The 26,162-nt window shown below is 72.9% G+C and carries 8 protein-coding genes; 6 read left to right on the top strand and 2 right to left on the bottom strand.

Annotation, left to right across the window (positions count from 1 at the left end):
• A partial coding sequence (locus ACIOGZ_RS31895; protein ID WP_400988604.1) for an amidohydrolase family protein occupies positions 1-378 on the top strand: 378 nt, incomplete at its 5' end.
• Here ACIOGZ_RS31895 and ACIOGZ_RS31900 read toward each other — a convergent pair.
• A complete protein-coding gene (locus ACIOGZ_RS31900) occupies positions 303-881 on the bottom strand; it encodes an ATP-binding cassette domain-containing protein (protein ID WP_400988606.1) in 579 nt (192 codons plus the stop codon). The two genes, ACIOGZ_RS31895 and ACIOGZ_RS31900, sit on opposite strands and share 76 nt — an antisense overlap.
• Positions 882-1,344: 463 nt before the next feature.
• Entirely contained in the window at positions 1,345-1,986 is a 642-nt protein-coding gene (locus tag ACIOGZ_RS31905; RefSeq protein WP_363588726.1) for a MarR family winged helix-turn-helix transcriptional regulator, read from the bottom strand.
• A 698-nt stretch (positions 1,987-2,684) separates the two neighbouring features.
• On the opposite strand from ACIOGZ_RS31905, the gene ACIOGZ_RS31910 reads away from it, so the two are divergent.
• The 5 genes from ACIOGZ_RS31910 to ACIOGZ_RS31930 are packed head-to-tail and all read left to right on the top strand — an operon-like array spanning position 2,685 to position 26,115.
• Entirely contained in the window at positions 2,685-3,647 is a 963-nt protein-coding gene (locus tag ACIOGZ_RS31910) for a LysR substrate-binding domain-containing protein (RefSeq protein WP_363633446.1), read from the top strand.
• A gap of 9 nt (positions 3,648-3,656) precedes the next feature.
• Positions 3,657-4,502: an acyltransferase domain-containing protein gene (locus ACIOGZ_RS31915; protein ID WP_363588722.1), complete on the top strand. Its 846-nt coding sequence runs from the start codon at positions 3,657-3,659 to the stop codon at positions 4,500-4,502.
• 3 nt (positions 4,503-4,505) lie between these two features.
• Positions 4,506-4,757: a phosphopantetheine-binding protein gene (locus ACIOGZ_RS31920; RefSeq protein WP_350884062.1), complete on the top strand. Its 252-nt coding sequence runs from the start codon at positions 4,506-4,508 to the stop codon at positions 4,755-4,757.
• A gap of 11 nt (positions 4,758-4,768) precedes the next feature.
• Positions 4,769-6,763 carry an asparagine synthase (glutamine-hydrolyzing) gene (gene asnB, locus ACIOGZ_RS31925; protein ID WP_363588720.1) on the top strand — a complete coding sequence of 665 codons (1,995 nt, stop codon included), beginning with the start codon at positions 4,769-4,771 and terminating at the stop codon, positions 6,761-6,763.
• On the top strand, positions 6,760-26,115 hold the full coding sequence (locus ACIOGZ_RS31930; RefSeq protein WP_400988609.1) for an SDR family NAD(P)-dependent oxidoreductase: 19,356 nt from the start codon (positions 6,760-6,762) through the stop codon (positions 26,113-26,115). The genes asnB and ACIOGZ_RS31930 overlap by 4 nt, the downstream gene beginning before the upstream one ends.
• Positions 26,116-26,162 lie beyond the last annotated feature (47 nt).

Consider the following 26,162-nt stretch of genomic DNA (forward strand, 5'->3'; position numbering starts at 1 on the left):
GTCGCCCTGATCACCGACGCGATGGGCGCGGCCGGCATGGGCGACGGCCTCTACCCGCTCGGCCCGCTCCAGGTCGAGGTCAAGGACGGCGTCGCGATGCTCCCGGACGGCAGCTCCATCGCGGGCTCCACCCTGACGCTGGACGTCGCGTTCAAGCGCTCGCTCACCGTCGACGGCCTGACGCTGAACCAGACCGTCGAGTCGCTGTCCGCCACCCCGGCCCGCCTGCTGGGCCTCGCCGACTCGATCGGCTCGCTGGAGGCCGGCAAGCAGGCCGACCTGGTCGTGCTCGACTCCGAGGGCTACGACCTGGTCGCCGTCATGCGCCGCGGCCGCTGGGTCCTCGGCGGCGAGCGCTTGCTGCCCCGGGCCGGCTGACCGGCGGGGTGGCGGAGCCGCGGTCCGCGGTCCGCCGGTGTCCGCAGAGCTGCTGGAATCCCGGGTCGGTGCGGAGGAGCTCGGCGTACGTGCCGGTGGCGGCGGCCGTGCCGTCGGAGAGCATGACGACGGTGTCCGCCGCTGGACAGGCGCATCCCGCGTTCCCCGACCTCGGTGTCGAGGCCCGCCGTCAGGCCGTGCACCTTCCCGGTGAGGTTGACGAGGTCGAGGACCTCCCAGAGCCGGTCGTCGGTGATGTCCGGGGCGGCGTAGCAGAGGTTGTCCCGCAGGGTGCCGTGCAGGATCGGGCAGTCCTGTTCGACCCAGCCGAGGTGTGAGCGCCATTCCGCGAGGCCGAGGTCCGTGGCGGGCCGCCCGTCGATGCGGATGCTGCCGCTCCACGGCTCGTAGAAGCGGTTGATCAGGGCGAAGGCGGTCGACTTTCCGGCCCCGGACGGGCCGACCAGGGCCACCAGCGCGTGTGCGGGAACGGTGAGCGACAACCCCCGGAGGACCGGCGCGTCGGGGCTGTAGCCGAACCGCAGATCGCGGATCTCCAGCGAAGGCGCCGACGGCGGGCCCTGGTCCGGTTGCGGTCCGGAGGTGGTGCGGCCGGCCGTCGTCGCCCCGCTGCCGTCCTCGGTGGGCGCGCAACTGCCGCCAGGCGGTCACCGGGTGGCGGCGGAAGAGCGTGTGCAGATAGGCGGCGCCCCCGGTGAACAGCTCGTCCGCCCCGTGCCCGGCCAGGTGCCGGGTGGCGCCGTGCTCGACCAGGTGCCCGCCAGCTCTGCTGGCGGGCTGTTCCGCGCGAGTCGGCGGCCGCCGGTGCGCCCGTCGCCCGGTCGCTCATCCTCCGGCGTCCGCGGTGGGGCGCCGGGCACCGCTTCGGTGTCGAGGGTCGCGATCACCGCCGGGCCCGAAGTCCACGTGCTGTCGGCCGAGTCGAGTCACCGGTGGCGGCGGTGCTCACAGCTCCGTCGGGTAACCGCTCCGGGGAGGCTTGGCGTTGGCGAGCTGTCGCCGGGGCGCCCGAGGGGGGCGGGACGGGGACTCGCGTGACGGCGAACGCGGCGGAGTCCAGGCCGGGGTGGTGGTGGTCTCCGGGTCGGCGGGCGGGCTGCGCAGGGCCTGGGCTTCGATGGCTTCGGCGAGACGCCGCAGGGCGATCCGGACCTGCGTGCTCTGTCCGTCGCTGAGTGCTCCGAGGACCTGTTGCTCGATGGCCAGGCGCTTGGGCATGACGTCGTCGACGGCGGCCGCGCCCGCGTCGGTGATGAAGACCAGCGCCGCGCGCCGGTCCGCGGGATTCACCGTCCGGACGACGAGGGCGCGCCGTTCCAGCTTGGCCAGTGCCTTGCTCAGCGCGGCCGGCGACCGCCCCATCGAGGCGGCGAGGCGGCGCGCGATCGTCGGCTCGGTCGAGTGGCGGAGGTGGTAGAGCACGTCGAACTCCGATGAGCTGACGGCCGCCGCTTCGAACACTGGTTCGAGGAGGAACTCCAGCATCGCGTGGGCGTGTCGGAGGCCGCCGATGATCTCCATCGACGAAAGGTCGAGGTCAGGACGGCTCTGTACCCACAGCTGCCATACCGCCTGCGTTTCATCCATTCGTGCACATGCTCCAACTTGTTAACCGGTAACCTTTCAGTTACCGTATGACACGTGGCCCGCTTCGAGCTGGGCGACCTGGGCACGCTCATCGGAGACTTGTCCGGTTTCTTGCTCTCTGTGTAGTTGATCTGCTCATGTCATATGAGCCTGGACCGCGACATCCCGCCCGATAGCTTCTCGTCTATGACCGGAGCTGAGGAAAGTGTCACCATGGTCATCGCACATGTCCCCGTCATCCCGTTCCCTGGAACGAATCCGGGATTGGGCTACCTCCGGCAGATAGTACTGGACCGGAATAGCTCGGTGTCCAGCCATTTGCGCGCGTCGGCGTCAAGCAGATCGGACCGGCAGCTTGCCGGGACCGCATCGCCCGGCAGCGCGCCGAGAAAGTCGAGTTGACGCCGCGGCGGGCATGAACTCGCCGTACTGCTCGAACACTTCGAACGGCCCGAAGCGGAACGCGTCGGCGTGACCGGCTCCGCACGGGCGACCCGCCGCGGTCGCCACGGGCCGCCGTCGCCCTGCGTACCGAGGCCGGTCACCGCGCCCCGGTGCGCCTTTCACGGATCCGCCGCGGGCTGATCGCCCGTGGTTCGTCACCGAATTCAGAATTTCTCCGGCGGTCGCCCGCCGACCCCGAAAAATCCGCATGGCCAGATTCCGGGAAAAGGTTTCCGCGCGCTATGACCGATCGCTTGGGATTCAGTCTCACTCAATTGCGCTACTTCGTCGTCTCCGCCGAGATCGGCAACATCTCGGAGGCGGCGGAGAAGCTGTGCGCCTCGCAGTCGACGGTCTCGTCGGCGATCATGCGGCTGGAACGTCAGCTCGGTGTTCAGCTGTTGCTCCGTCACCATGCCCGTGGGGTCTCCCTGACGCCGAGCGGTCGCCACCTGCTGCGGGAGGCGCGCGCGTTGCTGGGGCAGGCCAGGAGCCTCAAGGCGCAGGGCGACGCCCTGGCGGGCGACACGGCAGGCCAGCTCGACGTCGGGTTCTTCTTCCCGATCGCCCCGTTCCTGCTGCCGCTGGTCCACCGTTTGGCCGGGGAGCGGCACCGGGCGCTGGAGCTGAACCTCCACGAGGCGTCCGCCGACCGGTTGCTGGAGTTCCTCCGGGACGGCCGGTGCGAACTGGCGGTGACGTACGACTTCCTGGCGGGCGACGCCAGGTTCCACCCGTTGGTCGATCTGCCGGTGCACGCCCTGCTGGCGGATGACGACCCGTCGGGCCTGGCCGGCCCGCTCGCTCTGGACGAGTTGGCCGGTCGACCGCTGGTCGCCCTGAACGTCCCGAGCGTGCTCCGTCACGCCGAGCGGATGTTCTCCCGCGCGGGCGTCCGCATGCCGCGGGTGGTGAAGGCGGCGAGCATCGAGACGCTGCGCGGCCTGGTGGCCGCCGGTGCCGGGTTCGCCTTGATGTATCAACCCGCCCGAACCGCAACGACGTTGGACGGGGGCAGGGTCCGCGAGGTCGAGCTGGTCGGAGACCTGCCGCCCGCGACCCTGGGCGCGGCCGTGATGCCCGAGCTGGCCATGAGCAGCCGCGGCAGGGCGTTCCTGGACGTGCTCAGATCCGCGGTCGCGGTCGGGGCGAGCCGGGGGCAGGTCGGGGCGGGTCGGGCGCAGGTCAGTGCAGGTCAGCAGGTAGTCATGGGTTGAGGGAGCGTCGTGCTGGCAGTCATCTTCGCTGGTCAGGGAAGTCAGGAAAAGGGAATGGGGGCAGAGGTCTTCGAACGGTACCCGGGGCTGGTCCAGTACGCCTCGGACGTGCTGGGGTACGACCTGGTCTCCTTGTGCACGGAGGACCCGGACGGCCTGCTGGGCCGCACGGAGTACACCCAGCCGGCGCTGTTCGTCGTCAACGCGCTGCGGACCTTCGAGCGGGTCCACCACGGGGACCGGGAGGCGGACGTCTACCTCGGGCACAGCCTGGGCGAGTACAACGCGCTGCTCGCGGCCGGGTCCTTCGCCTTCGAGACGGGGCTGCGGCTGGTCGCCAAGCGCGGCGAGCTGATGGCGGCGGCCTCCGAGGGCGGCATGACCGCCGTCATGAACACACCGCCCGGGCAACTGCTGGAGATCCTCGCGGAGGACGGCGTCGACGGCGTCGACATCGCCGGCCTCAACACCGGCTCGCAGGTGGTCATCGCGGGCACCCCGCCGGTCCTGGACGCGGCGCACGCCTGCCTGGAGCGCCGGGAGATCCGCTTCGTACGGCTCAAGGTGAGCGCGCCCTTCCACTCCCGGTACATGGAGTCGGCCAGGGTGCGGTTCGCCGAGTTCCTGACGGAGTTCGAGTTCGCCGATCCCGACACCCCCGTCATCTCCAACGTCACGGGCCGGCCGTACGAGTCGGGACAGGTGACGCGCATGCTCACGGAGCAGCTGGTCGCCCCGGTGCGCTGGACCGACAGCGTCCGCGGGCTGCTCGACGGCGACGCCGAGCTGGAATTCACCGAAATCGGGGGCCTGGCCCTCACTCACATGGTGTTCAAAATCAGGGCTGGAGTCTGACACATGGCAACCACGACGGACACGATCCGGCTGTACCTGGAAGACCGTTTCCTCTTCGAGTTCGACGACGTGATCACCCCGGACACCGACCTGTTCAAGGCGGGGGTCATCGACTCGTTCGGCTACGTCAGGATGATGAAGTTCCTGGAGTCCGAGTTCTCCGTCGAGATCTCCCCGGAGGACATCCTCGTGAACGTCTTCGTCTCGCTCACCGCGATCGACGAGTTCGTCACCAAGAAGATCTCCGCGAAGTAGAAGGACGGATCATGTGCGGGCTGGCTGGTTTCCTCTCGACCTCGCTGCACCCCGGTGCCACCGCCGAGGTCATCACCTCGATGCTGTCGAACATCCACCACCGCGGGCCGGACGAGGCGGGCTACTACCTCGACGACGGCATGGCCATGGGGGCGGTGCGGCTGGCCATCGTCGACCTCGCCGGTGGCTCGCAACCCATGTCCGACCCCTCCGGGCGCTACTGGATCTGCTTCAACGGCGAGATCTACAACCACATCGAACTCCGCGCGGAACTGGAGCGCCTCGGCCGCCCGTTCCGCACCGACCACTCCGACACCGAGGTCGTGCTCCAGGCCTGGATCCAGTGGGGGTCGGACTGCTTCACCCGGTTCAACGGCGCGTTCGCCGTCGCCATCAGGGACGCGGCGACCGGTGACCTGGTGCTGGCCCGCGACCGCTACGGCAAGCGCCCGCTGTTCTACGCCGACGCGGGCGGGGACTTCCTGTTCGCGTCCGAGATGAAGGCGTTCCGCGCCTTCCCCGGCTTCCGCTTCGAGTTCGACCCGAGGGAGCTGGCCACCACCTACGCCGCGTGGACGCCGCTGCCCGACCGCACGCCGTTCCGGGGCGTGCGCCAGCTGCCGATGGGCTCCGTGTTGACCATCAGCGCGGGCCGCCGCTCGCTGCGCCCCTACGAGGACCTCGACTTCGACGTGCCCGGCTTCGACGGCACCGAGGCCGAGGCGATCGACATGCTCCGGCAGACCCTGCGCACCAGCGTGGAGCTGCGGCTGCGCTCCGACGTCGAGGTCGGCGTCTACCTGAGCGGCGGCCTGGACTCCTCGATCGTGACGAGGCTGGCCACCCAGCTCTCCCCGTACGAGGTCCGCACCTTCTCGGTGGCGTTCCAGGACAAGTCCTTCGACGAGTCCGACAGCCAGCGCCTGGTCGCCGAGCACCTGGGCACCCTGCACACCGCCGTCCCGATCACCAGCGAGGACATCACCGACCACTTCCCGGCCGCCGTGTACCACGCGGAGGTTCCGACCTTCCGCACCTCGTTCGTGCCGATGTTCCTGCTGTCCCGGCACGTCCGCGACGCCGGGATCAAGACCATCCTCAGCGGCGAGGGCGCCGACGAGGCCTTCCTCGGCTACTCGCTGTTCCGCGAGACCCTGCTGCGCGCGCGGTGGAACGAGCTGACCGACGGCGAGCGCCGCACCCGGCTGGCCGGCCTGCACCCGGAGCTGGAGCACTTCGGCTCCGCCCACCAGGCCCACCTGCTCGGCCTGTACCAGCAGTTCTCGGTGGAACGGCTGCCGGGCCTGTTCTCCCACGAGATGCGGTACCAGAACGGGAGGTTCGCGGCCCGGCTGCTCGCCGACCGGATCGACCCGTTCGCCGACCTGCTCGACCTCGTCGCCGGGACTCCCGGCTACGCGGACATGACCGCGATGCACAAGGCGCAGTGGCTGGAGTACAAGACGCTGCTGCCCGGATTCCTGCTGTCCACGCAGGGGGAGCGGGCCGCGCTGGCGCACAGCGTGGAGAACCGCTGCCCGTTCCTCGACCCCGCGGTGGTGCGCGCGGCCGCGTCGGTGAACCTGCGCTACGACGACGGCCAGGTCGAGAAGGCCATCCTGAAGAAGGCGTTCCGTGCCGAGCTCCCGGAGTGGACCACCAGCCGCCCCAAGCAGCCCTACCGCGCGCCGGGCAGCGCCGCCTTCAAGGAAAGCCGCCCGGACTACCTGGAACTGCTGCTGTCCGACCACGAGTTGGCCGGGATCGGCTGCCTGGACGCGAAGTTCGCCCGGCGCCTGGTCGACAAGGTCATGACCTCGCCGGTGGAGGAGGTCAGCACCAAGGAGGACCAGACCTTCCTCTACCTGCTGACGACCGCCGTGCTCCACCAGCAGTTCGTGCGGGGCGGCGGTACGGCGCCGGCCGGCGCGTCGAGCGCCGCGCTGAACCTGCGGGTGACCGTGGACAACCGCCGTGCCGTGCAGCGAGTGGGGGAGAGCCGATGAGTACCGACGACATCGCGATCATCGGGCTGGCCCTGCGGTTCCCCGGCTCCGACACCCTCGTCGAGCTGTTCGACCACCTCGCGGCCGGACGCTCGCTGATCACCGAGGTGCCCGCCGAACGCTGGTCCAAGGAACGCTACTTCGGCGATCCGCGCGGCGGCGAGGAGAAGACGTACAGCGTCTGGGCCGGGTTCGTCGAGGACGCCGACCGCTTCGACGCCGCCTTCTTCAACATCTCCCCGCGCGAGGCGGAGACGATGGACCCGCAGCAGCGGTTCGCGCTGGAGCTGGCCTGGAAGGCCATCGAGGACGCGGGCTACCGGGCGGGCGAACTCGCGGGCAGCCGCACGGGCGTCTTCATGGGCCTGTGCCACGGCGACTACGCCGAGCTGATCGAACGCGACGACGTGCCGACCGACGCCTACTTCCCGACCGGCACGGCCTACTCGATCGTCGCCAACCGGCTGTCCTACTACTTCGACTTCCACGGCCCCAGCATCGCCAACGACACCGCCTGCTCCAGCTCCCTGGTCTCGCTCTACGAGGCCGTCGCCGCCCTGCACAACGGCGACTGCGACCTGGCGCTGGCCGGCGGCGTGAACCTGTGCTGGTCGCCGAAGCTGTTCGTGGCGTTCAGCAAGGCGAGCATGCTCTCGCCCACCGGCCGCTCGCACGCCTTCGACCAGGACGCGGACGGCTTCGTCCGGGGCGAGGGCGGCGCCGTCCTGCTGCTCAAGCCGCTGGCCAGGGCGCTGGCGGACGGCGACCCCGTGCACGCGGTGATCAAGGGCGTCGGCACCAACCACGGCGGCAAGACCAACTCGCTGACCGTCACCAACCCGGCCGCCCAGGCCGCGCTGATCGAGGACGTCTACACCCGCGCCGGTGTGACGCCCGAGACGGTGAGTTACATCGAGGCCCACGGGCCCGGCACGCCGGTCGGCGACCCGATCGAGATCGTCGGCCTCAAACGCGCCTTCCAGAGCCTGCACGACGCCCACGGGACGTCACCGCGGCCGGACAGCACCGGCATCGGCTCCATCAAGACCAACATCGGCCACCTGGAATCGGCCGCGGGCGTGGCCGGCGTGGTCAAGGTGATCGGCGCGATGGCCGCCGGGACCCTCCCGGCGACGGTCAACTTCCGGACCAGGAACCAGCTGATCGACCTGGACGGCAGCCCGTTCTACATCGTCGGCGACACCCGGCCGTGGCCGGGCGGCGACGGAGTGCCGCGCCGGGCCGGCGTCAGCTCGTTCGGGTTCGGCGGGACCAACGCCCACGTGCTGCTGGAGGAGCACGTCGGCGGGCCGGCCGACCGCACCACCGAGCCCGCGGGGCCGTACGTCGTCCCGCTGTCGGCGAAGAACCTGGAGCGGCTGCGGGTGCTCGCGGGTGGCCTGCGGGACCACCTGCTGGCACCGGAGACCGCGCTGCGGCCGCGCCAGGCGCTGGCCGACATCGCCCACACGCTCCAGGTCGGCCGCGAAGCGATGCGGGTCAGGGCCGTGTTCCTGGTCTCGGACCGGGAGCAGCTCGCGGCCGCGCTGGAGTCCGTCGCGGACGGCGAGGTGCGCAACCCCGCCGGGGCCGGGGCCGAACTGGTCGCGGCGGCGCAGGACTGGGCGAACGGGGGCGGCGCCGACTGGCCCGGGCATCCCGGGGCGCGTCGCGTCCGGCTGCCGACCTACCCGTTCGCCCGGGACCGGCACTGGTACGTCACGCCGCCCGTCGAGGCGCCGGGCGCCGCGCTGCTGCACCCGCTCGTCCACCGCAACACCTCCGACCTGGCGCAGCAGCGTTACACCTCCACGTTCACCGGGGCCGAGCCCTTCCTGGCCTCGCACCTGGTCCGCGGCCGGCGGGTGCTGCCCGCGGTCGCGTACCTGGAGATGGCGCGCGCCGCCGTGGAGCGCGCGGCGGCCCGGGAGGGGGCCGTCCGGCTGCGCGACCTCGCGTGGCTGCGGCCGATCGTCGTCGGCGAACCGGTCGACGTCGACCTCGCGCTGACGCCGCGCGAGGACGCGATCGCGTTCGAGTTCCGGCAGGGTGAGACGGTCCACAGCACCGGCACCGCCGAACTGGTCACCCTGCCGGACCCGTCACCGCTGGACCTGGACGCCCTGCGCGCCGCCTGCCGCACCACCCGCGGCACCGACGAGGTCTACGCCGCCTTCCGCGCCCAGGGCCTGGAGTACGGCCCGGCCATGCGCGCGCTGCGCGGGCTCCGGCTGGGCCGCGACGAGGCGATCGCCCGCATCCGGACCACCGGCGCCGACGGCTGCGTGCTGCCGCCGAGCGTCCTGGACGCCGCCTTCCAGACCTCCGTGGTCCTGACGGGCGCCGCCGCCGGCCCGACGCTGCCCTTCACCCTCGACGAGCTCCAGGTGTACCGGCCCTGCCCCGCCGAGACCTGGGCCTGGGTGCGACGCAGCGCCGGCTCCGGGACGCTCACCACCTTCGACATCGACCTGTGCGACGGCGACGGCGTGATCAGCGCCAGCCTGCGGGGGCTCGCCCAGCGCACCACCGACGCGGGCCCGCGCGTCGTCACGGCGACCACCCGGTGGACCGACCGGCCGCTGGACGCGGACGGCGGCGCCACCCGCACCGCGCACCTCCTGACCCTGCCGGAGATCACCCGGGCGAGCCCGGCCGACGGCGTCGACGCCGCGACCGAGCAGGTGTTCGCCGAGGTCCAGCAGGTGCTCGCGTCCTCTCCCCGGACCGGGCACCGCTTCGTGGCCCTGATCGACGCCCGGGTACCGGCCCACTTCCACGCACCGCTGGCGGGCCTGTTCCGCACCGTCGCCCTGGAGAACCCGCTCGTCTCGGGCCGGGTCGTCCGGGTCGCCGGCCTGGACGCGGCCTCCGCCGAGCAGCTCGCGCGGATCGTGCGGGAGGAGTGCGCCGACGACTCCGCCGACACCGAGGTCCGCTACACCGCCGACGGCACCCGGCAGGTGCTGGAGCCCGTCGAGACGCGACTGGACGCCGGACCGCAGGTGCCCGCGCTGCGGGCCGGCGGCGTCTACTGGGTCACCGGCGGCCTGGGCGGCATCGGCCGCCACCTCGCCCGCTACCTGGGCCGCGCGGGGGCGACGGTCGTCCTGAGCGGACGCTCCCCGGCGGGCTCGGTGGACGCCCTGCGCGCCGAAGGGGTCGACGCGCACTACCTGCCGGTCGACGTCGCCGACGCCGCAGGCGTGCGCGCCGCGGTCGACACGATCGTGCGCGAGCACGGGTCGCTCGACGGCGTCGTGCACGCGGCCGGCCTGCTGCGCGACCAGTACCTGCTGCGCAAGGACCTGGCCGACGTCCGCCTGGTGACGGCGCCGAAGGTCCGCGGCACGCTCAACCTCGACGCCGCGACCCGCCACCTCGACCTGGAGTTCTTCGCGCTCTTCTCCTCGGTCGCCGGCGTCTACGGCAGCCCGGGGCAGTCCGACTACTCGGCGGCCAACGCCTTCCTCGACGCCTTCGCCCGGCACCGCCGGACGCTGGTCGACGCGGGCGAGCGCAGCGGCCGGACCGTCGCGATCAGCTGGCCGCTGTGGGCCGACGGCGGCATGACGCTGGACGAGGTCACCCGTGACTCCCTGCGCCGCGAGCGCGGCTGGGAGGACCTGCCCACCGAGGACGGGCTGCGCGCCTTCGGCCGGGCCCTGCTCGCCGACGCCCCCGCGCACCTCGTCGTCGCCTACGGCGCCAAGGCCACCCTGGCCGCGCAACGCCGGGCGGCCCCGGCCCCCGCGGCCCCGGCCACCGCCTCGTCCGCCACCGCTGCTCCGTCAGGCGGCGCGGGCGAGGGCGACCTGCTGCAGCGCACCGAGGAACTGCTCAGGGGGGTCGTCGCCGAGGTCCTGCGGCACGACCCGGAGCACATCGAGTCGACCACCAACCTCATCGAGTACGGCATCGACTCGCTGAGCATCCTCGGGGTGACCGCCCAGCTGGAGAAGGTGTTCGGGCCGCTGTCCAAGACGATCTTCTTCGAGTACCTGAACATCGCCGAGGTGGCCACGCACTTCGTGGAGACCCGGCGGGCGCAGCTGGAGGCGGTGCTGGGGGCGACCGGTCCGGCCGAAACCCCGGAAAGCCCGGAAACCGCGGAGACCCCGGAAGCCTTGGCAGCCCCGGTCGTTCAGACCGAGGCCCCCGCGGTCCAGCCCGAGGCCCCGGCCACGCGGTTCGAGGCCCCGGCCGCGTCCGCCGTCACCGTGGTCCGCGAACCCGCGCGCGACGACCGGCACGACATCGCGATCATCGGAGTGTCCGGGCGCTACCCCGGCGCCGACACGATGGACGAGCTGTGGGAGCTGCTGGAGAACGGCCGGCACACCTTCGAGGAGGTCCCCGCCGACCGCTGGGGCCACGAGGCCATCCACGACAGCGACCGGTCCGTCCGCGGCAAGAGCGTGATCCGGACCGGGACCTTCCTCCGCGACCTCGACAAGTTCGACCCCCGCTACTTCCGCATCTCCAAGCGCGAGGCCGAGCAGATGTCCCCGGAGGTGCGGCTGTTCCTCCAGTCGGGCGTGGAGGCGCTGGAGGACGCCGGCTACTCGCGGCAGACCATCCACCGCCGCTACCAGGGCGACGTCGGCGTGCTCGTCGGGACCATGAGCAACCACTACAACCTGTACGGCTTCCAGAACAGCCTGACCAGGGGCGCGCCGCAGAGCGGCAGCTACACCGGGACGCTGCCCAACATGCTGTCCTACTTCTACGGCCTGACCGGGCCGTCGATCTTCCTGGACACCATGTGCTCCGCCTCGTCGACGTGCGTGCACCAGGCCGTGCAGATGCTGCGGGCCGGTGAGTGCCGGATGGTCGTCGCGGGCGGCGTCAACCTGATGCTGCACCCGTACAACCTGATCACCTCCTCGGAGGAGCACTTCACCACCGGCACCTCCGACGTGATCCGCAGCTTCGGCCACGGCGTGGACGGCACCATCCTCGGCGAGGGCGTCGGCGCGGTCGTGCTCAAGCCGCTGGTCGACGCCGAGCGCGACGGCGACCACGTGTACGCCGTGATCAAGGGCACCGCCCTGTCCAACGCCGGGACGCGCAACGGCTTCACCGTGCCGAACCCGGGCATGCAGGCGCACGCGATCCAGAAGGCGATCGAGGACGCCGGCGTCGACCCGAGGACGATCGGCTACGTCGAGGGGCACGGCTCGGGCACCGCGCTGGGCGACCCGATCGAGGTCCGCGCCCTGACGTCGGCGTTCCGCAAGTACACCGAGGACCGCCAGTTCTGCGCCCTCGGGTCCGTCAAGGCCAACATGGGGCACCTGCTCGCGGCGGCCGGCATGATCGGCCTGGCGAAGGTGCTGCTCCAACTGAGGCACGGCAAGCTGGCGCCGTCCCTGCACAGCACGGAGCTCAACCCGGACATCGACTTCGCCGACACCCCGTTCCAGGTGCAGCAGAAGCTCGCCGACTGGCAGCCGATGGTCACCGAGGTGGACGGCCGCCAGGTCACCCACCCCCGGCGGGCCGGCATCACCTCGATCGGCGCCGGCGGCATGAACTCGCACATCATCCTTGAGGAGTACCCCGAACGGCCGGTGCGCCAAGAGCCCTTCGGTGAGCAGCTGTTCGTGTTCTCGGCGATGAACGAGGCCGCGCTCGGGCGCTACCTGGCCGTCTTCCGCGACCACCTCGCCGGGGCGCGGGAGGCCGACCTCCCCGACATCGCGTACACCCTGCGGGTCGGAAAGAACGAACTGCCGCACCGCTGGGCGTTCGTGGCGGGGGACCGGCGGTCCGCGCTGGCGGCCGTCGACGGCTACCTGGCCGGGCGGCGGGAGCTGCCCGCGCACGAACTCGCCGCCACCTGGGCCGGCGGCAAGAGCGTCGACTGGGACCAACTGCCGACGGCACGCCGGGTGTCGCTGCCCGCCTACCCGTTCGAGAAGGTGCGCTGCTGGATCGAGCAGACCGACGGCGCACCGTCCGTGCTGGCCCCGCTGGCGCTGCGCGAGCGGCTGCACCCCTTCCTGGGGCGCAACGAATCCGACGTCCGGGGCCTGCGCTACGCCCTGGACGTCCACCTCACCGACCTGCTCGACTACGGCTACCGGCTGGCCAAGGCGCCGACCATCGTGCCCACCTTCGTGGTGGACCTCGCGCTGGCCGCCGCGAAGGTCAGCGGGTTCGCCGCCGAGGCGTCGGTCCACGACCTGCGCGTGCTGCGGCCGATCGACTGGTCCACGACCACGCGGCTCGTCACGGAGTTCGCCGACGGCCACGGCACCGTCCGGACCGGGGACGGGACGGCGGCGGTCGAGTTCACCGTGCGGGGGGCGGCCACGGCGCCGTCCGGCCGGGTCGAGCCGGCCGGACTGCGGGAGGTCCTCACCCGGGAGCAGTTCCTGGCCGAACTGGCCGAGGGCGGGCTGGACTACAAGCCGGCCTCGTGCGCGGTCGAGGGCGTGTTCCGCGCGCCGGACGGCCGGACGGTGCTGACCATCGGCAGTCCCGCGTTCCAGCAGGACCACGTCCGGCGCAACGTCACCGTCGAGCCGTTCGTGCTCGCGGCGATCGCCCAGGGCGTGCAGTGGGAGGCCAAGCGCGCCGGGGCGCCGGACTGGACCCTGGTCGCGCTCAACCAGGTCGGGGAGATCCGGGTGCGGGCCGGTTCGCCGATCACGCACGTGGTCCTCGGCGACGACCGGATCCTGCTGGTCGGGGGCACGGGCGAGGTCGTCGGGGAACTGGCCGGGGTGCGGCGCGGTACCGGAGGGGTGGCGCCGGGCGACCGTCCGGCGCCGCAGGCCCGCCCGGTGCGAGAGCGGGAGCCGGTCGTACCGGCTGAGCAGGATGTACCAGTGGTGTCGGCGGTGTCGGGTGTCGTGGACGTCCTGCGCTCCATCGCCGCCGAGATCCTCAAGTTCGAGCCGGAGGAGCTCGACCCGGGTACCGGACTGGACGCGTTCGGCTTCGACTCCATCTCGCTGGTGACCTTCGCGAAGGAGATCCACGAGCGGTTCGGGGTCGTGGTCAGCCCGGCGGTGTTCTTCGACGTCAGCACCCTGGAGGCGCTGGGCGCCCACCTGGTCGACGAGCACGGTGCCACGGCGAAGGCCGAGGTGAAGGCCGAGGTGAAGGCCGAGGCCGGGGTCAAGATCAAGGTCGAACCCCAGCCCCAGCCCCAACCCCAGCCCCAGCCCCAACCCCAGTCCCAGCCCCAGCCGGAGTCGGAGCCGGTTCGCACCGGGCCCGACCCGCGCCGGCCGGTCGCCGTCATCGGCGCGGCCGGGCGCTTCCCGGGCGCCCGCGACCTGGACGAGTACTGGGCGAACCTGCTGGCGGGCAAGGACTCCGTCACCGCGTTCCCGCTGCACCGCTACGACGAGGAGCAGCGCAAAGCCATCGAGGCCCAGGACTTCCCCCAACGGATCGGAGCCCTGGACGACATCGACGCCTTCGACGCCAGCTTCTTCCGCATCCTGCCGCGCGAGGCCGAACTGATGGACCCGCAGCACCGCCTCGTCCTGGAGACGGTCTGGCAGGCGCTGGAGGACAGCGCGTACCGACCCGCCGACCTGCCGACCAACACGGGCGTGTTCATCGGCGTCACCGGCAACGACTACGCGACGCTGCTCGCCACGCTCGGCGTGCGACCGGACGCCTTCACCTCGACCGGCACCACGCACTCGATCCTGGCCAACCGCATCTCCTACCTGCTCGACGTGCGCGGCCCGAGCGAGCCGATCGACACGGCCTGCTCCAGCTCGCTGGTGGCGGTGCACCGCGCGATCGAGGCGATCCGCTCCGGCACCTGCGACCTGGCCGTCGCGGGCGGGGTCAACGTGCTGCTCAGCACGGACACCTTCGTCAGCGCGCACCGCGCGGGCATGCTCAGCCCGGACGGCCTCTGCAAGACCTTCGACGCGGGCGCGAACGGCTACGTCCGGGGCGAGGGCGTCGGGGTGGTGGTGCTCAAGTCGCTGGCGGCGGCGGAGCGCGACGGTGACGCGATCCTCGGGGTGATCCGGGGCAGCGCGTACAACCACGGCGGCCGGGCCAACTCGCTGACCGCGCCGAACGCCGACGCCCAGGCCGAGCTGGTGACGGCCGCCGTCGGCGACCTCGACCCGGACACCATCGGCTACATCGAGACCCACGGCACCGGCACGGCCCTCGGCGATCCGGTGGAGGTCCGGGCGCTGCGCACCGCGTTCCGCCGGCTGGGCCGCAGCGACGACGGGGCGTGCGGCCTCGGCTCGGTCAAGACCAACATCGGCCACCTGGAGTCGGCCGCGGGCATCGCCGGGCTGCTGAAGGTGCTGCTCGCGCTCAAGCACGGCGTGCTGCCCGCGACTCAGCACCTCCAGGAGGTCAACCCGTACATCGAACTGGCCGGCGGCCCGTTCCACATCGTGCGGGACAACGAGGCCTGGCCGCGCCCCCGCAGCGGTGCCGGCGGCCCCGCGCCGCGGCGTGCCGGGGTGAGCAGCTTCGGGTTCGGCGGCGTCAACGCCCATGTGGTCGTCGAGGAGTACGTACGCGGCGACCGGGACGGGGAGGGCGACGGCGGGCCGGTCGCGGTGCCGCTGTCGGCCCGCACCGCCCGGCAGCTGACCGACCGGGCCCGGGGCCTGCTCGCCTACCTGGAGTCCCCGGAGTCGGAGCAGGTGTCGCTGCAATCCATCGCGTGGAGCCTCCAGGTCGGCCGCGAGGAGATGGCGGAACGGGTCGGCTGGGTCGTCTCGTCCCGTTCCGAACTCGTCGACGGGCTGCGGGCGTTCGTCGCCACCGGCGAGCGCGGAGCCGAGCCGGAGCCGATCGGGCGGTGGGTCGGCGGGGGCGCCGTCGACTGGCGTTCGCTGCTCGGCGACGGCACGCCCCGGCGCGCGCACCTGCCCGGATACCCGTTCGCCCGGGACCGCTTCTGGGCCCCCGGCACCCGGCAGGAGAGCGGCACGACCCTGCTGACCGCCCGCTGGACGCCGACGCCCGCCGCCGCGACCGGCCGGTACGACCGGCGCGTCGTCGTGCTGTGCGGGGTCGACGGGGAGGTACCCGAGGCGATCCGCCTCGACACGGTCAAGCAGCGGCCGGAGAGCCGGTTCCGCGACCTGTCGTGGCAACTGCTGGAAACCGTCCGCGGCCTCGACGCCCGGGACGGCACCACGCTCGTCCAGGTCGTCACGGCGGACCTCGCTCTCGCGGGCCTGCTGCGGACCGTCACCAAGGAGAACCCGCGGATCGTCGGCCAGGTCATCGGCATCGACGGCGTCCACGGCACCGACCTGGCCGCCGCCGTCGCGGAGAACGCCCGTGCCGCCGACGACCTGGTGCTCTACCGCGACGGTGTCCGGCACACGCGCAGCTGGGCCCCGGCCGAACTCCCGGGCCCGGGTGCGGGAACGGCCTCCGGCAAGCCCTGGCGGGACGGCGGCGTCTACCTGATCACCGGCGGGGCCGGCGGGATCGGCGCCTCGACGGCCCGGCGCATCGCCGCCGACGTCCGGCGGCCGACCGTCGTACTGGCCGGCCGCTCGCCGCAGGACGGCCGGATCGGCCGCCTGCTCGCCGAGCTGCGGCAGGCCGGCGCGGACGCGAGGTACGTGCGCGCCGACGTCTCCCGCTGGGAGGAGGTGCGGCACCTGGTCGCCGAGGCGGGCGCCGTCACCGGCATCGTGCACGCCGCCGGCGTGGTGCGGGACTCGCTGCTCGCGGACAAGACCGCCGAGCAGTGGGACGAGGTCCTCGCGACCAAGGTGGACGCCCTCGTACACCTCGACCGGGCCACCGGGCACTGCCCGCTGGAGTTCGTGCTGACCTTCTCCTCGGGCGCCGCTGTCACCGGCAACCCGGGGCAGTCCGACTACGCGACCGCCAACGCCTTCCTCGACGAGTTCGCCGCCGCGCGCAACGCGCGGGTCGCCGAGGGGCTGCGCCGCGGGCGCACCCTGTCCATCGCCTGGCCGCTCTGGGAGGACGGCGGCATGCAGGTCGGCGAGCGGACCCGGGCCTACCTGTGGGAGGACCGGGGGCTGGCGCCGATGCCCACGGAAGCCGGGCTCACGGCGCTGGTCGACGCCTGGAACGCGGGGGCGGACCAGGTGTGGGTGCACCACGGCGACCCGACGCGGGTGCCGACCGGGACACCGGCCCCGGCCGCCGCGCCGACAGCTCCCGCGCCGACGGCTCCCGTTCCGGAGGCTCCCGTCCGTGGCGCCGACCCGAACGTCCTCGGCCACCTCCTCGCCCTGTTCGCCGAGGTCAGCGGGCTCGCCCCGGGCGCGGTCGACCCCGACCGCCCGCTGGTCGACATCGGCCTGGACTCGGTGATGGTCATCCAGCTCAACCGGGAGCTGGTGCGGACCTACCCCGAGGTCTCCTCGACGATCTTCTACGAGCACCTGACCCTGCGGGCCGTGGCCGGTCAACTCGCCGGCCTCCGGCGGGAACCGGCGCGCCGGCAGGCGGCCACGGCCGACCAGCCGGTGGCGGGCGACCAGCCGGCGGCGACTGCCGAACAGCGGGCCACCAGCGCTCGGCCGACCGCCGTCCCCGACCGGCCGGCGCCCGGCGCCGACGAGCCGATCGCGGTGATCGGGCTGTGCGGCCGCTACCCGGGCGCCGCCGACCTGGACGAGTTCTGGGAGAACCTCACGGCGGGCCGCGACTGCGTCCGCGAGGTGGACCGCTGGCCGCTGGACGGCTTCTTCGAGCCCGACCGCAACACGGCGGTGGCCACCGGCCGCAGCTACAGCAAGTGGGGCGGCTTCCTGGACGACTTCGCCGCGTTCGATCCCCGGTTCTTCGGCATCGCCCCGCGCGACGCCTACGCCATGGACCCGCAGGAGCGGCTGTTCGTGCAGGCGGCGTGGGAGGTGCTGGAGGACGCCGGGTACACGAGGGCGCGCCTCGCCGAGCGCCACGGCCACGGGGTCGGGGTGTTCGCGGGCGTCACCAAGGTCGGCCACGCCCGGCACGAGGTGGGCCGGCTGCCCTCGGGCGAACTCGTGGTGCCCGGCCTGTCGTTCGCCTCGCTGAGCGCCCGCGCCTCCTACCTGCTCGACCTGCGCGGGCCGAGCCTGACGATCGACACCATGTGCTCGGCTTCGCTGACCGCGATCCACGAGGCGTGCGAACAACTCCGGCGCGGCGCCTGCGAGGTGGCGATCGCCGGTGGCGTGAACCTCTACGCGCACCCGCTGGACTACGTCGAGCTGTGCCGCTCCGGGATGCTCTCGCCCGACCAGCACTGCCGCAGCTTCGGCACCGGCGGCCACGGGTTCGTGCCCGGTGAGGGCGTCGGGTGCGTGCTGCTCAAGCCGCTGTCCCGCGCGGTGGCCGACGGGGACCGCGTGCTCGCGGTGATCCGGGGCTCCAGCGTCAACCACGGCGGCCGTTCCACCGGCTACACCGTGCCGAGCCCGGTCGCCCAGGCCGATGTCGTCCGGCGGGCGCTGGACCAGGCCGGGGTCTCCGCCCGGCAGGTCGGCTACGTCGAGGCGCACGGCACCGGCACCGAACTGGGCGACCCGATCGAGATCACGGGCCTGACCAAGGCCTTCGAACGGGACACCGCGGAGCGGCAGTTCTGCGCGATCGGCTCGGTGAAGTCCGGCATCGGCCACCTGGAGGCCGCGGCCGGGGTGGCCGGCCTGACGAAGGTCCTGCTCCAGCTCAAGCACCGGCAACTCGTCCCGAGCCTGCACGCCGAACAGCTCAACCCGAACATCAGCTTCGAACGGACCCCGTTCCGGGTCCAGCGCGAACTGAGCCCGTGGCACTCCGACGGCCCGCGGATCGCGGCGGTGTCCTCCTTCGGTGCCGGCGGCTCGAACGCACACGTGATCGTCGAGGAGTATTCCGTGCAGCCCACCGACGGCGCGAGCAACGGCGCCGAACAAGCCCGACAACCCCAACAGGCCGAACAGGCCGAACACGTCGTCGTCCTCTCCGCGAGGACTCCCGACCAGCTCACGGCGTCCGTCGACCGGCTGGCCGGATTCCTCGACCGCAACCCGGACACCGCCCTCGCCGACCTGGCCTTCACGCTCCAGGTCGGGCGGGAGGCGATGGCCGAGCGGTACGCGGTCGCCGTCTCGTCGACGGCGGAGCTGAGGGCCGCCCTGCGGGGCGGCCGGGGGCACCGGGGCACCGCCGGGGAATCCGGCGGACTGCTCGCCGAGATCACCGGTGACGGCGACCTCCAGGAACTGCTGGTCCGGCAGTGGATCGCGGCCGGCAAGCTGTCCAAGCTGGCAGCGCTGTGGGCGGCCGGCGCCGAGGTGGACTGGGAGCGCCTGCGCCAGGGCGCGCCACGCCGGGTGGTGTCGCTGCCGACGTACCCGTTCGCCAAGGAGCGGTTCTGGATCGGTGACCTGACCCGGCAGACGCCGGCACCCGCGCTCGCGGTCGCACCCGAGCCCGTGCCGACGCCCGCACCGATCGCGGCACCGATCGCGGCGCCGATCGTCCAACCCGTCGTCGCGCACAGGGGATTGGACGAGATCGTGCCCGCCGTGGTGCGGGAGAAGATCGCCCGCGCGCTGGCCATGGAGGTCGAGGAGGTCGAGGGCGGGCTGGCGTTCGCCGACTACGGCCTGGACTCGATCCTGGCGATCCGCGTGGTGGACCAGCTCAACGGCGCGCTGACGCTGGACCTGCCGACGAGCGTGGTCTTCGACTTCAGCACGGCCGACCGGCTGGCCGAGCACCTGCTCGCCGAGTACCGGGGCGTCATCGTCCACACGGAGGGAGCGACGGAGCCGGCCGACGAACGGGAGAGCACCCCGCCACCGGTCGTGCGGCCCGTAGGGCCCGCGGCGGCCGGGCAGCCGGACAGCGGCACCGGGAGCGCGGAGCGCGGACCGATCGCGGTGATCGGCATGAGCGGCCGGTTCGCCGGCGCCGACTCGCTGGACGAACTCTGGACGCACCTGGCCGACGGCGACGACCTGGTCACCGAGGCGACCCGGTTCGACCTCGACGGCCTGAGCGCCTGCACCCGGGGCGGCTTCCTCGACCGCATCGACGAGTTCGACGCGATGTTCTTCAACATCTCCGGCACCGAGGCCGCGGTGATGGACCCGCAGCAGCGGCTGCTGCTCGAAGAGTCCTGGAAGGCCCTGGAGGACGCCGGCTACGCGGGCCGGATGGGTCGTGCGCGCTGCGGCGTCTACGTCGGGGCGTGGGCCGGCGACTACCAGGGGCTGCTGGATCCGGAGGCGCCGGCGCAGACCCTGTGGGGCAACATGACCTCGGTCATCCCGAGCCGGGTGTCGTACTTCCTCGACCTCAAGGGCCAGGCGATCGCCGTCGACACGTCGTGCTCCAGCTCGCTGGTGGCGATCGACCTGGCGTGCAAGGACCTGTGGTCCGGCGAGACCTCGATGGCGCTGGCGGGCGGGGTGTTCCTCCAGTCCACGCCGCGGCTGTACCGGCTCGCGGGCCGCGCCGGGATGCTGTCGCCGACCGGCCGCTGCCACACCTTCGACCACCGCGCCGACGGCTTCGTGCCCGGCGAGGGCGTCGGGGTCGTGGTGCTCAAGCGGCTCGCGGACGCGCTGGCCGACGGCGACCACATCCACGGCGTGATCAAGGCCAGCGGCGTCAACCAGGACGGCGCCACCAACGGGATCACCGCGCCGAGTTCGGTGTCCCAGGAGAGCCTGCTCGGCGAGGTGTACGAGCGGTTCGGCGTCGACGTGGAGCGGATCGGACTCGTCGAGGCGCACGGCACCGGCACCAAGCTCGGCGACCCGATCGAGTTCCAGGCGCTGAACCGGGCGTTCCGCGCCCGCACCGACCGGACGGAGTACTGCGCGGTCGGCTCGCTGAAGACCAACATCGGCCACACCCAGTTCGCGGCGGGCATCGCGGGCGTGCTGAAGGTGCTGCTGGCGATCAAGCACCGGAAGATCCCCGCCTCGCTGCACTTCGAGACCGCCAACGAGGCGATCCCGCTGGTGGGAAGCCCGTTCTACCTGAGCACCCGCACCCACGACTGGGAGAGCCCCGCCGGGGTGCCGCGGTGCGGGGTGGTGAGCTCCTTCGGCGCCAGCGGCACCAATGCGCACCTGGTGATCGAGGAGGCCCCGGCCGTCGCCGACGCCGTCGCGCGCACCGCCGTCGCGCCGCGGACGGACCACGTGGTGGTCCTCTCGGCGCGGACGGAGGAACAACTCCTCGAACAGCGGCGCCGATTGGCGCTCCACGTCCGCGCCCACGCGTCGATCGACCTCGGTGACCTCGCCTACACCCTGGCCGTCGGCCGGGAACGCTTCGCCCACCGCTTCGCCTGCGTGGTCCGCGACCGCGACGAGCTGGTCCAGGTGCTGGACGGCACGGTCCCGGCCCGGCTGCCCGACGACGACCTGGCGCCCGCCGAGGGCCGACGGATCCCGCTGCCGACCTACCCGTTCGCCCGCGACCGCCACTGGGCTCCGACCGCCGGCAGCAGCAACGGCGGCACCGGCAACGGCGGCACCAGCGGTGACGGCACCGGCGTCACGCTGACCCGCACGGACGGCCTGCTGCGCGACCACGTGGTGCAGGGCCGTCACCTCCTTCCCGCGGTCGCCTACCTCGAACTCGCCCGCAAGGCGCTGGGCGCCACCCGGGTGCGGATGCGCAACGTCACGTGGGTGCAGCCGCTGGAGGTCTCGGACACCCCGGTCGACGTCCGGGTCGAGGTCCGCGCGAGCGAGCAGGGCGGGCACCGGTTCGAGATCGGCACCGGCTCCACCGTGTGCTGCGAGGGCGCCATCGCGTCGTCCGACGCCCCGCGCCCGGCACCGGTCGACCTCGCCGCGCTGCGCGCGGACTGCCGGGAGACCGTGTCCGGCGAGCGGATCCACGAGGCCCTGGTGGCGATGGGCATCGACCACGGCCCGAGCCTGCGGGCGATCCGGCAGGCGCACGTCGGCTCCGGTCTCGTCCTCGCCGAACTGGCCCTGCCCGGCTCGGCGGAGCCCGGACCGCTGGCGCCCGCGATGCTGGACTCGGCGATCCAGGCGGCCGTCGCGCCCCACCTCACCGGCATGCGGGACACCGCCGTGCCGTTCGCCCTGGACCGGCTCGACCTGTACGCCCCGTGCCAGTCGGCGATGTGGGCCGTGGTGCGAGGCGGCGCGGCCGGGCCGCTCGACAAGCTCGACATCGACCTGGTCGACGCCGACGGCGCGGTCTGCGTGCGGCTGACCGGCTACACCTCGCGCCGCACCGTCCGGAGCGAGCCCGCGCTGTACGCGCCCGTCTGGGACCCGACCACCGCCACCGACGCGCCCGTACCCGCTCGCACCGACCGGGTCCTGGTCGTCGGCGGACCGACACCGCTCGACGGCGCCCTGACCTGGCCGCTGCCGCCGTCCGCCTCCGTCGAGGAGGTGACCGCCGCACTGCGCGACCTCGGACCGGTCGACCACCTGGTCTGGACGGCGCCCGAGCCCAAGCTCGACCCCGTCGACGCCGCCGGGTACACGGCCGCCCAGAACGACGGCGTCGTCGCCGCGTTCCGCCTGATCAAGGCGCTGATCGAAGCCGGGTACGACGCCCGGCCGCTGGGGATCACGCTGGTCACCACCCGCGCGCTCGCCACCCACGCCGACGACCCCGTCCAGCCGGCGCACGCCGGGCTGCACGGCCTGTTCGGCTCCCTGGGGCGCGAGTACGAGCAGTGGACCGTCCGGCGCGTCGACCTCGACGGCCCCGACTGGCCCGCCGACCTCACCGCCCTGCCCGCCCGCTCGTCCGAGGACGCCTGGGTCCGACGGGCCGGCCAGTGGCTGGCCCGGCACTGGGCGCCGTGCGAGACGCCCGCGCGACCGGTCTACCGCGAGGGCGGCGTCTACGTGGTGATCGGCGGCGCCGGCGGCCTGGGCACCGCCTGGACCCAGCACGTGGTGCGGCAGTACGGCGCGCACGTCACCTGGATCGGCCGCAGCGCACCCGACGCGGCCATCGAGGAACGGCTCCGGTCCGTCCAGGGACGCGGCACCGTCCGCTACCTCAGCGCCGACGCCGGGGACCCGGCCGCGCTGCGCCGGGCCGTCGGCGAGGTCAGGGAGCGCCACCCGCGGATCGACGGGGTCGTGCAGGCTGCGCTCGTCCTGCGGGACAGCACCTTCGCCCGGATGGACGAGGCCACCCTGCGCGCGGGGCTGGCGGCCAAGGTCGACGTCACGACGGCGATGGCCGAGGTCTTCGACGGCGAGCAACTGGACTTCGCCGTGCTGCTGTCGTCGATGCAGTCCTTCACGACGGCGGCCGGCCAGGGCAACTACGCGGCCGGCTGCACCTTCAGCGACGCCTACGCGCACGCGCTCGGACAGCACTGGGACACCCCCGTCAGGGTCATGAACTGGGGGTGGTGGGGCAACCTCGGGAGCGTCACCTCCGAGTTCTACCGGGAGCGGCTGAGCCGGGTCGGCCTGGTGTCGATCGAGCCGCGCGAGGGGCTCGCCGCCCTGGACGCCCTGCTCGGCGGGGAACAGCGGCAGCTGGCCTTCGTGAAGACCAACCAGCACAACACCCTGGCGAACTTCGACCGCGCCACCCAGGTCACCGTGCACGGCCGGACGCCCTCCCGGGTGCGCGGCGAGCTGTTGCTCGCGCCGGAGAGCGTGGACGGGCTGATGGACGAGGTCGTGCGGTGGCGCCGGACCGAGCGGGACCCGTGGCTGGCGAAGGTCCTGGCGGCCCAGCTGGCGACCGTCGACCACACCGCGATCCTGCCGGTGTACGCCGACTGGCTGGAGCACGCCCGGCGGGCCACCGTGTCGGCCGGGCCGACGGAGGCCGTGTCCACGGCGGGCGTACTCGCGGAGGCCGTCCTCGCGCAGTGGGACCGGCAGTGCGAGTCCTGGTCGGCCGACGCCGACCGCAAGGCCGAACTGCGGCTGGCCTCCGCCATGCTCCGGGCGCTGCCGGACATCGTGACCGGCCGGACCAGGCCCACCGACATCATGTTCCCGCGCGGTTCGGTGGAGCTGGTGGAGGGCTGCTACCGCAACAACCACGTCGCGGACGTGTTCAACCGCGCCATGGCCGGCGCCGCCGTCGCCGTCGTGTCGGAGCGGCTGCGCCGTGAACCGGGGGCGCGGCTGCGGATCCTGGAGATCGGCGCCGGCACCGGCGGCACCAGCGCCGGGATGTTCGCCGCGCTCAAGCCGTACCAGGAGAGCATCGAGACGTACGTCTACACGGACCTCTCCAAGGCCTTCCTCAACCACGCCCGCGCCACCTACGGGCCGGGCGTGCCCTACCTGGACTGCCGACTGCTCAACATCGAACGGCCGCTGGCCGGGCAGGACGTCGGCGAGGGCGGGTTCGACCTGGTGATCGCGGCCAACGTGCTGCACGCGACCAAGGACACCCGCAACACCCTGCGCAACGCCAAGGCCGCGATGCGGGCCGGCGGGTGGCTGCTGCTGAACGAACTGTCGGCCTTCGACCTGTTCAGCCACGTCACCTTCGGGCTGCTGGAAGGCTGGTGGCTGTTCGACGACCGGTCGCTGCGGATCCCGGGCTCGCCGGCGCTGTCGCCGGAGAACTGGCGGGACGTGCTGGCGGGGGAGGGCTTCGGGACGGTGGTGTTCCCGCTGTCGCAGGCGCTGCCGCTGGGACAGCAGGTCATCGCGGCGGAGAGCGACGGGGTGGCCCGGCAGGCGGTCGGGACCAGGCCGAAGGGCGTCACCCGGCCGGTGCCTGCTGCGGCGCCTGTCGCGGCGCCTGTTGCCGTGCCTGCTGCGGTGCCTGCCGTGGTGCCGACGCCCCGGCCGGAGCCCGCGCCCGCCCCGCCGGCCGCGAGCCACGCGCCCGCCCCCGCTCCCTCCGCCGCACCGGCGTCGCGCTCCGACCTGTCCGCGCTCATCCTCGACAAGGCCGCGGCCGTGCTCGGCATCCCGGCCGAGCGGATCGACACCGCGGCCCCGCTCACCCACTACGGCCTGGACTCGATCCTGGTCCTCCAGCTCACCAACGCCCTGCGCGAGGAGTTCGGTGACGACGTCTCCGCGACCCTGCTCTTCGACGTCGAGACCGTCGACGGCCTGTGCGCCCACTTCGCCGGTGCAGGGGCCGCCGCGACGGCCACGGCGGATGCCCAGGCCGGCCCGGCGGGCGAGCGGTGGAACCTCTCGTGCGGCCAGCTGACCATGTACCGCGACCAGCAGCGCTCGCCGGAGTCGACCGCCTACAACCTCCCGCTCCTCTTCGAGATCCACGGCGAGCTGGACGAAGCCGCCCTGGAGCGGGCGGTCCGCGCCCAGAGCGGCATCCATCCGGTGCTGAGCGCCGTCTTCGGCGAGCGGGACGGCGTGCCGTTCATGGACATCGACCCGGGCCGGGCGCCGTCCTTCGAACGGGTCGACCTCACGGCCACCAAGCGCGCCGCCCAACTGGCCGGGCTGCGGGACTTGGTGAACCTCCCGTTCGACCTGGCGACGGGCCCGCTGGTCCGCGCGCACCTGGTCTCCCTCGCCGGGCGGCGGCGCCTGCTGCTGATCACCGCGCACCACATCCTGCTGGACGGCACGTCCACGGCGGTCCTGATCCGCACGCTCAAGGAGGCCTACCAGGGCCAGGGGAGCCTGAGCCGCGCCGGCTACGGCGACTTCGTCGCCTGGGAGGAGGCGCTGCTCGCCGGCCCGCGCGCGCGGCAGCACCGGGACTACTGGCTGCGGGAGCTGGCAGGTCATCGACCGGCGCTCGCGCTGCCCTACGACCGGCCGTACGACCCCAAGCGGATGCCCCGGGTGGACGTGGCGACGGTCAAGCTGCCGCCGCCGCTGGCCGCCGCCCTGGCCGACGCGGCGCGCGAGCACCGGGTCAGCGTCGCCACCGTGCTGTTCGCGACGTACGTGCGGTTCCTGCACCGGCTGACCGGGCAGGACGACCTGGTCCTCGGCATGACGGCGGTCGCCCGCTACGAGGAGCGGTTCCAGGACGTCGTCGGCCAGTTCGCGAACTGCCTGCCGATCCGCTGCACGGCCGTCGGCGGCTTCCCCGAGCTGCTGAAGTCCCTTCAGCGCAAGGTGGTCGGCGGCATCGAGCACGGCGGCTACCCGCTGCTGGAGATCGCCCGGGCCGTGGGCGCGGACGACGAACCGCTGGTCCTGACCAACTTCCTGTTCCAGAACTTCGACGGCGCCGACCTGCTGACCAACGCGGCCCCGGCCGCGCCCGGGGAGTTGGACCTGCGGCTGTTCGACGACCTGCCCTACGCCGGGGAGTACGTCCTCGCTGCCGAGTCCTACCGGGACGGCGAGGGGTTCAAGGTCTTCCTCAAGTACGACGCGAACGTCTTCGACGAGGCCACCGCGCGGCGCATGACGGAGGAGTGGTACGCGGTCATCCGCAGGGAGCTGGGCCTGCGGTAGGCCGTTCCGCAGACCGCCCCCGAAACCCGGAAGCCGGGCCGCGACCG

Source organism: Kitasatospora sp. NPDC088160 (assembly GCF_044741445.1).
GTDB lineage: Bacteria > Actinomycetota > Actinomycetes > Streptomycetales > Streptomycetaceae > Kitasatospora.